This is a genomic window from Bradyrhizobium sp. 17 (assembly GCF_023073515.1).
GTDB classification, from domain to species: Bacteria; Pseudomonadota; Alphaproteobacteria; order Rhizobiales; family Xanthobacteraceae; genus Bradyrhizobium; species Bradyrhizobium canariense_D.
In genome coordinates this window covers 109013-120973 of the sequence record NZ_JADPJQ010000065.1, presented here as the reverse complement: position 1 = coordinate 120973, position 11961 = coordinate 109013, and the positions used below count along the sequence as shown (strand labels likewise).

Genomic DNA, 11961 nt, shown 5'->3' with positions numbered 1-11961 from the left:
CCCGAATGGGCTCGTGCGGCCTGCAATTGCGGGCAATCCAGCGCGCCCGTACCGCGTGAACTGCACCACCGCGCGAAGCGAACGTCTTCCATCTATGAACGCGGGCCCTGCTGTTCGGCTTGCTCACCCCCAATCCGCGCCAGATAGTCCGACTTGCTGAACTGCATATGATCGACGCACAGCTGGGCCAGCGCCCAGCTGTCACGGCCTTTCAACAGCTCGATCATCAGCTCGTGCTGGCGCCTTGATTGCGCGAGGCCGTCTCGGTCGGCGAGGTTCTTGGCGCGCATCGGCAGCGTCAGGTTCATGTAGTCCTGCAGCGAGCGCACCAGATAGGGATTGCCGCAGGCCGAGAACAGCGCGAGGTGGAAGGCGTCGTTGGCCTCGTGGATACCGCGCAGGTCCTGCAAATCCGCTCTCGCGCAATATTGCCGTTGCAATGCGGAGAGCTCGTCGATCAGGCCTTGTTGCGCGGGCAGGGGAATCATCAGCGCCGCCTGCCGCGTCAGCATCTCCCGGACCTCGTAGATCTGCCGGACCTCTTCGGCCGAGTAAAACCGCACGGTGGCGCCGACATTCTTCTCGCGGCGGACGATGCCCCGGCGCTCCGCATCCACCAAGGCCTGCCGCACGAAATGGCGCGAAGTGCCGTAAGCCGACATCAGCGCGTCCTCTGTGAGGCGCGCGCCTGGCGCAAGTCGGCCGAAGATGATGTCCTCTTCGAGCCGCGCGACGATGTCGTCCGGATCGTCGCGCCGGACCATCGTGGCGTCTGCGATGTGAATGTCGGACATGCCCTCGGCCTCCCGGCGCTTGGCCGGTCGTCCTGTGGAGCAGGGAAGGCCCTGATTGTCAATAATCTGGTCTCCCACCAGCGCGCAATACGGGTAAATGGCAGGTTTGACGTCTGTCTTATTGACAATCAAGGGGCAGTCTGTAGGACAATGACCCGGTAATGGGAGTGGTATGATGACGAGTGGGTTGCGCAAAGGGCTGACGAGCTATGGCGATGCCGGCTTCTCGCTGTTCTTGCGCAAGGCGTTCATCAAGGCCATGGGCTATTCCGACGACGCGCTGGAGCGTCCGATCGTCGGCATCACCAACACCTATAGCGACTACAATCCCTGCCACGGCAACGTCCCGCAGATCATCGAGGCCGCCAAGCGCGGCGTGATGCTGTCGGGCGCGATGCCGTTCGTGTTCCCGACGATCTCGATCGCGGAGAGTTTTGCGCATCCGACCTCGATGTATCTGCGCAATCTGATGGCGATGGACACCGAGGAGATGATCCGCGCGCAGCCGATGGATTCGGTGATCGTCATCGGCGGCTGCGACAAGACTCTTCCTGCGCAGGTGATGGCGGCGATCAGCGCCGACCTGCCGACGGTGGTCATCCCCGTTGGCCCCATGGTGGTTGGTCATCACAAGGGCGAGGTGCTGGGCGCCTGCACCGATTGCCGTCGCCTCTGGGGCAAGTATCGCGCCGGCGAAATGGATGATGTCGAGATCGAGGCGGTCAACGGCCGCCTTGCGCCGTCGGTCGGCACCTGCATGGTGATGGGCACCGCCTCCACCATGGCCTGCATGATCGAGGCCATGGGTCTGTCGCTGCCGATGAGCGCGACGATTCCCGCCCCGCATGCGGAGCGCTTTCGGCTTGCCGAGGCGAGCGGCAGGGTGGCGGCCGAGATGGCCAAGACCAAGGGGCCGAAGCCGAGCGAATTGCTGACGCCGGCATCTTTCAAGAATGCGCAGGTTGTGCTCCAGGCGATCGGCGGCTCGACCAACGGCCTGATCCATTTGACCGCGATGGCACATCGTTCGCCACACCGGCTCGACCTCGGGGTGTTCGACCAGATCGGCCGCGAGGTGCCGGTGCTGATCGATCTGAAGCCGTCGGGCGAGCATTACATGGAGCATTTCCATCACGCCGGCGGCGTGCCGAAACTGCTGGCGCAGCTCGGCGATCTCATCGATCTCGATGCCAAGACGATCACCGGCCAGACGCTGCGCGATATCGCGGCGAACGCGGAAGACGTGCCCGGCCAGGACGCGATCCGTCCGCGGGACAATCCGATCAAGAAGGAAGGCGGCCTCGCCGTCCTGCACGGCAATCTCGCGCCGCGCGGCGCAGTCATCAAGCAGTCGGCTGCAAGCCCAAAGCTGCTGCAACACACGGGCCGTGCGGTGGTGTTCGAATCCGTCGAGGATATGACGCTGCGGGTGGACGATCCCGATCTCGACGTCACGGCCGATGACGTGCTGGTGATGCGCAACGCCGGCCCCAAGGGCGCGCCCGGCATGCCGGAGGCGGGCTATCTGCCGATCCCGAAGAAGCTCGCGCGCGCTGGGACCAAGGACATGGTGCGCATTTCGGATGCGCGCATGAGCGGCACCGCATTCGGCACCATCGTGCTGCACATCACGCCGGAATCCGCCGTCGGCGGCCCGCTGGCGCTGGTGAAGAACGGCGACATGATCCGGCTCGACGTCGCCAAGCGCAGCATCGAGCTTCTGGTGGATGCTACCGAGCTGGAACGGCGGCGTACGGCATTGAAGCCCGCGGCTGCGCCGGATGAGGCGCGGCGCGGCTATGCGTGGCTGTTCAACGAAACCATCATGCAGGCCGACGAGGGCTGCGACTTCGATTTCATGCAGAGGACTGGGAAGAAGACTGAGCAGAAAAATAAAAGTGGGTGACCAACCACCCGGAAGCGTAGCCCAGACCGCTAAAGCGGCGGGCGTTAAAACAGGGGGAAACGATGATTGCACGATCCATGCCAAGATTCTTACATCGGCTGGCGGCAACGGCCGCAATCCTGTTCGTCACGGGCGCATCGGCGCAGGAGGTGAAGCATTATCGCTTCGCCTACGACCAGCCGCGCAATACCGGCTACTCCATCGCGGGCGACCTCTTTGCCGAAAAGCTCAAGGAATTGAGCAAAGGCACCATGATCATCGATCAATATCCGGGCGCGCAGCTCGGGCAGGAGCCGCAGGTGCTCCAGCTCGTGAAGGCGGGCGACGTCGAGTTCTCGATCATCTCCTCGGCGAACACCGCGACGATCTCGCCGCAAGCGGGCGTGATGTCGTTGCACTTCCTGTTCCGCGACGAGAACCACGTGGTCAAGGGTCTGGCCGATCCAAAAGTGTTCGAGGCGCTCAAGACCATGATCGACGAGACCACACAGGGTCTGCACGTCATCGCGACCGGCTCGCAGGGCGTGCGCCACATGTACTCGAAGAGGGAGATCCACAATGTCGGCGACATCAAGGGCCTGAAGATCCGGGTGCAGGCGACTGCGACCGAGGACACCATGTTCCCGGCCTACGGCGCCCAGACCGTGCACATGCCGTTCGGCAGCGTCTACACGAGCCTGCAGACCGGCGTCGTCGACGTCGCCGAGAACAGCATCAACGTCTACCTCGTCAACAAGCACTACGAGGTCGCGCCGGTCCTGAACATCACCGAGCACGAAGCCAACAACGCGCTGGTGTTCATCTCGGACAAGCTCTGGCAGAGCCTGTCGGCCGAGCAGAAGAGATGGGTCCAGGCGGCGGGGAACGAGGTCAGCTCCAAGGAGCCGCAGAAGGCCTTCGACCTCGAACGCACCGCGGCAGAGAAGCTGAAGAAGATGGGCGTGAAGATCGTCGACAACGTCGACAAGAAGACCTTCACGGCGATCGCCGATCCCTATCTCGACAAGCTCGCCAAGGAGCTCGGCCCGCACGCCGAGAAGATCAAGGATTTGATCCGCTCGATCAACTAGGCCGCGTACCGTTGCCTCCGCGTCGTCCCGGCGAAAGCCGGGACCCATACGCCGCGGCGGAGCTTGGGGCAGGATAGCCGCCAGCTTGCTTTGACCACACGCAGCTGGGGATATGGGTCGCGGCTTTCGCCGGGACGACGGGGATAGTGATGACAATCGCCGACAAACTGCTGGTGCAACGCCAACGGCACCTCAAATGGCGCGGGCTGGACTGGCTCGAGCTCGCCTTGATGATCCTCTGCGGCGTGCTCTGCTTCGGCTTCTCGCTGTCGGTGACCGCCGACATCGTCACCCGTACCATCGGCCATCCCTGGCTCTGGCTCCAGGAAGTGACCTCGACGCTGTTCATCTATGCGATTTTCGTCGGCACCGCGGCCGCGACCCGGCGCAACGACCACCTCTATCTCACCGCGATCTCCGAGGCGATGCACGGCACGCCGCGTCTGATCGTCGAAGTCATCATCCGGATCGTGGTGCTCGGCGTCGCCTTCTGCCTGATCTTGTACGGATATCAGAACTATCTCCGCGGCTTCGGCAGTTTTCGCCTGCCGTCGGGCACGCCGATCGCCTCGCTCTACGCGATCATCCCGCTGTCGGGCGTGCTGGTCGGCCTGTTCACCATCGAGCAGCTCGTCAACGGTCTGCGCAACGGCTTTGACCACCCCGAGCCGCCCGAAGAGGACGACGGGGCGCCTGTCATCAGCGACGTACAGATGAGGGCGCAGCCGTGAGCGCACCCATTGTTCTGGCGTTGATGACGGTCTGCTTCCTGTCGTTCGGCTATCTCGGCGTGCCCGTGCCGTTCTCGCTGATGGCCGGTGTCTTCATCGGCGCGCTGCTGTCGGACGTCTCGCTCGCCGCAATCATCCAGAAAATCTTCGACGGCGTCGATTCCGAGGCGCTGCTGGCGATCCCCTTTTTCCTGCTGGTCGGCGAGCTCATGAGCTCGGCCAATGTGGTGGTCCGGATAGCCAACCTCTCGGTGTCGCTGGTGGGGCACATCAGAGGTGGCCTGTCGCAGGTCGTGGTGGTCTTCAGCATGTTCTTCTCGGAAATGTCGGGTTCGACCACCGCCGACGTCGCCGTGATGAGCCGCGCTCTGGGCGGCCCGATGAAGCGCGAGGGTTACGAGCCCGCCTTCATCGCCGCGATCATCGCATCCGCATCGACCATCGCGGCGCTGGTGCCGCCGAGCATCACCGCGGTGGTCTATGGCGCCGTCGGCAATGTCTCGATCGCCGGCCTGTTCATGGCAGGCGTCGTGCCGGGCCTGATGATCGGCTTCGGGTTGATGATCTATTGCTATTTCTTCGGCCCGTCCGGCCTGCGCAAGCCGCGCGCGCCGCTGCGGCAGGTGGTGTTCGCGGCCGGCGATGCGGCGCTGCCGCTGATGATTCCGGTGATCCTGTTGGGGGGCATCCTGACCGGCTGGTTCACGCCGACGGAAGCCGGTGTCGTCGCCGTGGTCTGGATTGTCGTCGTCGTGATCCCAGCGCTCAACCGCGGGCATATCAGGAAGATTCCGTACGATTTCTGTCTCGCCGGCCTGATCTTCTCGCTGCCGCTGATCACGATCGGCGCCGCCAATGCGTTCGGCTGGATGCTCGCCTATTTGCGCGGTGCAAGCTACATCGCCGAAGTCATCACCTCGCTCGCCGGCAACGACCCGCATCTGATCATGCTGCTGATGGTGCTGCTGTTCACGGTCGTCGGCGATTTCATCGAGCCGGTGCCGACCATCATCATTTTCATGCCGCTGGTCAACACACTGACGGAAGCCGGCGACATCAACGCCGTGCATATGGGCGTGGTGCTGATCGCCACGCTCGCCTTCGGCCTGATCACGCCGCCTTACGGCTTGGTGCTGCTGATGGCCTCGAAATTCGTCGGCGTCAGTTTCGCAAAGGCGCTACGCGCCGCTTTGCCGATCTATCTGGTGTTCCTCGGGACGATCGCGTTTGCGATCTATTTCCCGAGTGTGGTGCTGTGGCTGCCGCAGAAAGTGCTGCCGGAATCGGTCGGATGCTTCAAGTCGCCGGCGGGCACGGGCTATATCTGTCCCAAGTAAGCCTGCTCGAGTGAACGCTACTTGCTCTTGCTGGTGAATTTCTTCACGGCGGTTCGAAACTCCGCAGTGTTCATCGCCATGATGATCTTGTGCTCCTCGGCATCGAGTTGCTGTTTCACCGGCGTGGTGGCGGCCTGGTAGACCAGCGACTTGGTGTCGGCAATCGCGGCGAGCGGGTTCTGCGCCAGCCGCTCGGCGAGGGTTCGCGTTGCCGCCTTCAGCTCGGCGGCCGGAACGAGCTTCGCAACCAGACCCCATTCATGGGCCTGCTGCGCGGTAAAATTATCCTCTGCCAGGAAAATCTGCAGCGCGCGGCGGGAACCGACCGTGTTGACGATGCCGACCGTAGATCCGCCATCCGGCGACACGCCGATCTTGGCATAGGCCGGCGTGAATTTGGCATCCTCCGCGGCGATGCAGAGATCGGTGACGAACGCGAGGCCCATGCCGGCGCCGGCCGCCGAGCCGTGCACGCTGGACAGCGAGACCTTCGGCATGCGCCGGAGGATCTCGATGAAGGCGTGATAGTGCTTCAACAGCTCGCCGACGACCGGTGTCACCGTGCCCGCTTCGGCGGCGGCGCCGATCGTCTGCAGATCGCCGCCAGCCGAGAAGGCGCGGCCTTCGCCTTCGAGGACCACGACCCTGATGTCGTCGGCGCCCTCAATGTAAGCCGCGAGCTGTTCGAGCTGTTGTGCAATCGCCAGATTGATCGAGTTGAACGCGGCGGGCCGGTTGAGCGTGATGGTCGCGATCGGGCCATCGATCCGCAGCAAGGCGGGATCGTCGGGTCGGGAAACGGGAGCGGTCATCGGAAATCCCCGGCATGAGGTCGATGCACGAACTAAATCGCAGAAGGCGAGGAGTGACAATCCCCGCCTGGTGCTCTTGCGCAAGCCGGAACGATAGGCTCAAATGGGCCGGCCTTCGTTTAGGGACGGACACGAGCGCCGGCTCCTCCTAGGCTAGCAAGCCAAAATCAGCGCGAGAGGAGACGACATGGGTGACGCTCGTGTCTTGCGGAAATGGGCTGTCCAATGACGGACGGTCCGGTGATCATTGTCGGTGCCGGCCATGGCGGCTATCAGGTCGCGGCATCGCTGCGTCAGGCGGGATTTTCCGCTGCTATCTGCCTGATCAACGACGAGGCGCATCTGCCCTATCAGCGGCCGCCTTTGTCCAAGGCTTACATCAAGGGGACCGCCGGGCCGGAGAGCCTGATGTTCCGGCCGGGGAAATTCTACCAGGACCAGAGCATCGAGCTGGTCGCGGGCCGCGCCGTGTCGATCGACCGCGCGGGGCGCAAGGTGCTGCTCGCCTCGGGCAGGCCGCTGCCCTACGGCCACCTCGTGCTGGCGACCGGCGCCCGCAACCGCCTGCTCGATCTGCCCAATGCGAACCTTCCCGACGTGAAATATCTGCGCATCCTCGACGACAGCGAGGCGCTGCGGCAGATCATGCCGTCAAAGACGCGGGTCGTGGTGATCGGCGCCGGCTTCATCGGCCTCGAATTCGCGGCCACCGCGCGCATCAAGGGGCTAGAGGTCGACGTGCTCGAACTCGCCCCGCGCGTGATGGCGCGCGCGGTGACGGCTGAGGTGTCGGAGTATTTTCAGGCGCGGCATCGCGAGGCCGGCATCCGCATCCACCTCGGCGTGCAAGCAACCGCGATCGAGGCGGAGGACGGCAAGGTCACCGGCGTCTCCTTGAGCGACGGAAGGCATTTGCCGGCGGATCTTGTCGTGGTCGGCGTCGGCGTGCTGCCGAACATCGAGCTTGCGGCGGAGGCGGGGCTGCCGGTCGCGGCCGGGATCATCGTCGACGAATATCTCTCGACGGCCGATCCTGATATCTCGGCGATCGGCGATTGCGCGCTGTTCAACAGCCCGCGCTTCGGCGGATCGCAGCGGCTGGAATCGGTGCAGAATGCCACCGATCACGCGCGCTGCCTCGCGGCGCGGCTGACTGGCGACCGCAAGGCCTATGACAGCCATCCCTGGTTCTGGAGCGACCAGGGCGAGGACAAGCTCCAGATCGCGGGCCTCACCACCGGCTACGACCGCGTCGTCCTGCGCGGCGATCCCACCAGGAAGGCATTCTCGGCGTTCTGCTACAAGGGCGACAATCTGCTCGGCATCGAATCGATCAACCGTGCCGGCGACCACATGTTCGGCCGCCGCCTGTTCGGCCTGGATCGCTCGATCACGCCGGAGCAGGCCGCCGACGAAAGTTTCGACCTGAAGGGCGCGCTGGCGTGATCAGTTCGCATTGAGGACGGCGGCGACTTCCGCGGCCGTCGGCATCGACGGCCCCGCGCCCATGCGCCGCACGGAGATCGAGGCGGCCGCATTGGCGAAGGCGAGTGCTGCGCGCAAGTCGAGGCCGTCGGCGAGTTGCGCCGCGAGTGCTCCCACAAAACAATCGCCTGCGCCCGTGGTGTCGACCGCCTTCACCACGCGGCCTTGCACCGAAATCTCCTCGCGTCCCGCGAGCGCCAGCACGCCGCGCTTGCCGAGGGTCACGCAGATGGTCTGGTCCTCGCGCGCCTGAAGTTTTCGTGCGACGTCGAGGATCCGCGCGGCCTCGTCACTGTCGGACAACTCCACGCCGGCGAGGAGGCCGAGCTCGGTCTCGTTCAGCACGAGGATGTCGATCAGCGCGAGCAATTCGCTCGACATGGTTTGTGCCGGAGCCGGATTGAGCAGCGTCGTGGCGCCAATGTCGCGAGCCCGCCGGAAGAACGCGGCGATCGTCGGCAGCGGGATCTCGAATTGGCTGACCGCGACGTCGCCCTTGGCCAGCGGGACGGCCGCGACGTCATCGACGCCGACAAGCGCATTGCTGCCGGGAATGACGACGATGGTGTTGTCGGCCTCCGCCACCGTGATGATGGCCGTGCCTGTGTGCGCCTCGGCCGTCTCTCGGATCGCGCCGAGATCGATGCCTTGCGCGCCGAGGAACGTCCTCAGCTCACCGCCGAACGAATCCTTGCCCAGCCGGCCGATCAGCGTGGTCCGCGCGCCAAGCCGCGACGCCGCCACCGCCTGGTTGGCGCCCTTGCCGCCCGGAAAATACAGCACCTGCTTGCCGGCGACGGTCTCGCCGACCCTGGGATGGCGATCGGCTGTCGCCACCACATCCATGTTGATGCTGCCGGCGACGAAGACGCGCCCCATGAGAGACCCCTGCGAGCGCTAGACCCTAACCTCGAACTCGTGCCTGACCTTGGCGATGTCGACAAGAGTCGGCAGGCCAGCTTCGTTGCCAAGACGCTGGATCTTGAAGGTCGAGGCTGCCCGGGCAAAATCGAAATGCTCGCGCCAGCTTTTGCCGGGATGGGCGAGATAGGAATAGACATAGGCGCCATGGAAGACGTCGCCGGCGCCGTTGGTGTCGATCACGCGCTCGCGCGGAATCGGCATCGCCGGCATCACCTGCACCGTTCCGGTCTCGTCGTACCAGAGCAGGCCCTTCTCGCCCATGGTGATGCCGCCGATCTTGCAGCCGCGGCTCTTGAGATAGTCCAGCATCTTTTCCGGCGTGAGATCCATCTGCTCGCACAGGCGCTCGGCGACGATCGCGACGTCGATGAATTCCAATAGCTCATGCGTGTTGGTGCGCAGGCCGCCACCGTCGAGCGAGGTCAAGATGCCGGCCTCGCGGCAGACTTTTGCGTAGTGGATCGCGGCATCGGGCTGATGGCCGTCGACATGCAGCGCGCGGCAGCCGCCGAGATTGAGCATCGGGAAGGGATGGATGTGGTCGTCGTCGCGGCAGCGGACGATGGCGCGCTTGCCGTCCTTGGGCATGATGAAGGACAGCGAGGACTGATTGACCTTCCGCCCATGGAGCGAAATCGCATATTTCGCGCACATGTCCATGAACATGCGGCCGAGCCAGTCATTGGCCGCGGTGGCGATCAGATCGGGCACGATGCCGAGCTTGGCGCAGCAGAACGCCGCGGTCACCGCATTGCCGCCGAAGGAAACCGCGTAGTCGGAGGCCACGTGCTTCTCGTCGCCGGTCGGCATGTGGTCGGTGATGAAGACGACGTCGATATAGGTCTGTCCGATGAAGAGAGCCTGCATTGCTTGTCCGTGATGCGCTTTGTGGTCCCGGCCGGCGTGCTTACTGTAACACCGGTTCCGTCGCGGGACCGCTGAAATTATTCGCAAAACCGCCGCTGGGAGTGCTTGAGGTCGGCATGCGGCCGGAATACGACCATCACCGGGCAATGCCAAGCCCGGACAAACGCCGTCTCTCGGTCCACGGTTCCGGGCCGCTCAACAGGGGGAAGCATGATCACCGGCCTCGATCACGTCGTCGCACTGGTCAGGGATATCGGTGCGGCCAAGGCGGCCTATCAGACGCTGCTCGGGCGCGCGCCGGCCTGGCAGAACTCGGGCGAGGGCGCTGACCGGGTGCTGTTCACTCTCGCGAACATGACGATCGAATTGATGGCGCCGAACGGCTTCAGCCTGACCGCCGACCGCATGCGCGCGCTGCTTGGCGACCAGGAAGGCGTGCTCGCCAGCCTGTGCTTTCGTGTCGCGGACATGAGCAAAACGCACCGGCGGCTGGAGCGGGTGGCGCTCAAGCCGGATCCGGTTGCCGAGGTCGAAAGCAGCGACGCGGAGAGCGGCGCGGTCCTGCACTGGAAGCGGACGCGCGCCGCCACGGAGCTCACGCGCGGCGTGCGCACGTTCTTCCTCGAACTGGCTGATGAGCGTCCGCTTTCACCGGCGACCGGTATCGCGCCGATCGATGCGCTCGACCACGTCGTGATCACCACCGAGGACTCCGATCGCGCCGCCGCGCTCTATGGCGCGCGGCTCGGGCTCGATCTGGCGCTCGACCGCTCGCACCAGGATTGGGGCCAGCTGATGTTCTTCCGCTGCGGCGATCTCGTCGTCGAGGTGGTGCGCCGCCCCGTTGCGGGCGGCGATTCCCTGCATGACCGCCTCTGGGGCCTGAGCTGGCGGGTGGCCGATATCGACGCCACGCGCGCCCGCCTGATTGCCGCCGGCCTCGACGTCAGCGACGTGCGCAACGGCCGCAAGCCGGGCACGCGGGTGATGACGGTGCGGACCGGCACCTGCGGCACCCAGACGGTCCTGCTGGAGCGCTCGTCGAAGCCGGTGGATTGAGGTTCAGTCCTCCCCTCGTCATTGCGAGGAGCTCTTGCGACGAAGCAACCCAGACTGCCTCCGTGGTGGCAGTCTGGATTGGGTCGCTACGCTCGCAATGACGAAACTATGCGGCGGGCCGAGCGCGTGTTACACGGCATCCTGATAGCACCCAGCGAGCAACCGGTTTGGCGAAAGCAGCGGCAAAGCGAACTCTGAAATGGCAGCGCGATCCCGAGGGGATGCGGCTGCGCATTCTCGAAGCCGCCAAGCAGGAATTCTCGGCGCACGGGCTTGCCGGTGCGCGCGTCGACCGCATCGCGGCCAACGCCGGCGCCAACAAGCGGATGCTGTATTATCACGTCGGCAACAAGGACGAGCTCTATCTCGCGGTGCTCGAAGGCGCCTATGACAAGATCCGCAGCGAGGAGCGCGGGCTCGATCTCGAACATCTCGATCCGCCCGAGGCCATCCGCCGCCTGATTGAGTTCACCTGGAATTATTTCCTGCGCAATCCCGAATTCCTGTCGCTGCTCCAGACCGAGAATCTCGCGCGCGCAAAGCATCTCAAGAAATCGACCAAGGTGAAGTCGATGCACTCGCCCTTCGTCGAGATGATCGGCACCGTGGTGCGGCGCGGTGTGTCCGGCGGCGACTTCAAGGTCGCGGTCGATCCTGTCCAGCTCTACATCTCGATCGCGGGACTCTGCTTCTTCTATCTGTCGAACTCGGCGACGCTTAGCGTGATCTTCGGTCGCGATTTGCTGGCCAAGGACGCCAAGGACGAGCGGCTGGACCACATGGTCGGCCTCGTGCTGGCAGCGCTGACGGGGCAGTCGGCCGCACTGTTAGCTATGACGAAGGCGCCGAAGTCGCGCGCCGCGGTGGCGCAGACGGTTTAGCGGTGTAACTCGCTACAGCTCGATGGATTATCGGCGCTTCTCCGAACTCAGCCGTCATCGTCCGGCTTGACCGGACGATCCAGTACTCCGAGACG

General features: G+C 64.4%; 11 protein-coding genes. 7 read left to right on the top strand and 4 right to left on the bottom strand.

The window, feature by feature from the left end; all coding sequences use genetic code 11:
• Positions 1-92: 92 nt before the first annotated feature.
• Positions 93-794: a GntR family transcriptional regulator gene (locus IVB13_RS10340; protein WP_085352224.1), complete on the bottom strand. Its 702-nt coding sequence runs from the start codon at positions 792-794 to the stop codon at positions 93-95.
• Between the two features lie 175 nt (positions 795-969).
• On the opposite strand from IVB13_RS10340, the gene IVB13_RS10335 reads away from it, so the two are divergent.
• The 4 genes from IVB13_RS10335 (at position 970) to IVB13_RS10320 (ending at position 5838) form a co-directional block, all read left to right on the top strand.
• Positions 970-2700 carry an IlvD/Edd family dehydratase gene (locus IVB13_RS10335; RefSeq protein WP_247488784.1) on the top strand — a complete coding sequence of 577 codons (1731 nt, stop codon included), beginning with the start codon at positions 970-972 and terminating at the stop codon, positions 2698-2700.
• Between the two features lie 62 nt (positions 2701-2762).
• On the top strand, positions 2763-3770 hold the full coding sequence (locus IVB13_RS10330) for a TRAP transporter substrate-binding protein (RefSeq protein WP_204510592.1): 1008 nt from the start codon (positions 2763-2765) through the stop codon (positions 3768-3770).
• 149 nt (positions 3771-3919) lie between these two features.
• Positions 3920-4501, top strand: a complete 582-nt coding sequence (locus tag IVB13_RS10325; RefSeq protein ID WP_247488782.1) for a TRAP transporter small permease — start codon at positions 3920-3922, stop codon at positions 4499-4501.
• Positions 4498-5838, top strand: coding sequence for a TRAP transporter large permease (locus IVB13_RS10320; protein WP_204510594.1), 1341 nt, complete (start codon positions 4498-4500; stop codon positions 5836-5838). Before IVB13_RS10325 ends, IVB13_RS10320 begins: the two co-directional genes overlap by 4 nt.
• Positions 5839-5855: 17 nt before the next feature.
• On the opposite strand, the gene IVB13_RS10315 is transcribed toward IVB13_RS10320, so the two are convergent.
• The gene (locus IVB13_RS10315; protein ID WP_247488780.1) at positions 5856-6650 is read right to left on the bottom strand and encodes an enoyl-CoA hydratase/isomerase family protein; all 795 of its coding nucleotides are present in this window, start codon (positions 6648-6650) and stop codon (positions 5856-5858) included.
• 225 nt (positions 6651-6875) lie between these two features.
• Between IVB13_RS10315 and IVB13_RS10310 the strand changes: the two genes are divergently transcribed.
• A complete protein-coding gene (locus IVB13_RS10310) occupies positions 6876-8096 on the top strand; it encodes an FAD-dependent oxidoreductase (protein WP_247488778.1) in 1221 nt (406 codons plus the stop codon).
• Here IVB13_RS10310 and IVB13_RS10305 read toward each other — a convergent pair whose 3' ends face one another.
• The gene (locus tag IVB13_RS10305) at positions 8097-9014 is read right to left on the bottom strand and encodes a ribokinase (protein WP_247488776.1); all 918 of its coding nucleotides are present in this window, start codon (positions 9012-9014) and stop codon (positions 8097-8099) included.
• An 18-nt stretch (positions 9015-9032) separates the two neighbouring features.
• Positions 9033-9926 carry a sugar kinase gene (locus IVB13_RS10300; RefSeq protein ID WP_007593904.1) on the bottom strand — a complete coding sequence of 298 codons (894 nt, stop codon included), beginning with the start codon at positions 9924-9926 and terminating at the stop codon, positions 9033-9035.
• Between the two features lie 210 nt (positions 9927-10136).
• Between IVB13_RS10300 and IVB13_RS10295 the strand changes: the two genes are divergently transcribed.
• Complete coding sequence (locus tag IVB13_RS10295; RefSeq protein ID WP_247488774.1) at positions 10137-10985, top strand: VOC family protein; 849 nt, start codon at positions 10137-10139, stop codon at positions 10983-10985.
• Between the two features lie 221 nt (positions 10986-11206).
• Complete coding sequence (locus IVB13_RS10290) at positions 11207-11866, top strand: TetR/AcrR family transcriptional regulator (protein WP_018457063.1); 660 nt, start codon at positions 11207-11209, stop codon at positions 11864-11866.
• Positions 11867-11961 lie beyond the last annotated feature (95 nt).

What these genes read in the sequence shown, in the direction of transcription:
- IVB13_RS10340 (WP_085352224.1), bottom strand. Translation starts at nt 794, where the DNA reads ATGTCCGACATTCACATCGCAGACGCCACGATGGTCCGGCGCGACGAT.
- IVB13_RS10335 (WP_247488784.1), top strand. Translation starts at nt 970, where the DNA reads ATGACGAGTGGGTTGCGCAAAGGGCTGACGAGCTATGGCGATGCCGGC.
- IVB13_RS10330 (WP_204510592.1), top strand. Translation starts at nt 2,763, where the DNA reads ATGATTGCACGATCCATGCCAAGATTCTTACATCGGCTGGCGGCAACG.
- IVB13_RS10325 (WP_247488782.1), top strand. Translation starts at nt 3,920, where the DNA reads ATGACAATCGCCGACAAACTGCTGGTGCAACGCCAACGGCACCTCAAA.
- IVB13_RS10315 (WP_247488780.1), bottom strand. Translation starts at nt 6,650, where the DNA reads ATGACCGCTCCCGTTTCCCGACCCGACGATCCCGCCTTGCTGCGGATC.
- IVB13_RS10310 (WP_247488778.1), top strand. Translation starts at nt 6,876, where the DNA reads ATGACGGACGGTCCGGTGATCATTGTCGGTGCCGGCCATGGCGGCTAT.
- IVB13_RS10305 (WP_247488776.1), bottom strand. Translation starts at nt 9,014, where the DNA reads ATGGGGCGCGTCTTCGTCGCCGGCAGCATCAACATGGATGTGGTGGCG.
- IVB13_RS10300 (WP_007593904.1), bottom strand. Translation starts at nt 9,926, where the DNA reads ATGCAGGCTCTCTTCATCGGACAGACCTATATCGACGTCGTCTTCATC.
- IVB13_RS10295 (WP_247488774.1), top strand. Translation starts at nt 10,137, where the DNA reads ATGATCACCGGCCTCGATCACGTCGTCGCACTGGTCAGGGATATCGGT.
- IVB13_RS10290 (WP_018457063.1), top strand. Translation starts at nt 11,207, where the DNA reads ATGCGGCTGCGCATTCTCGAAGCCGCCAAGCAGGAATTCTCGGCGCAC.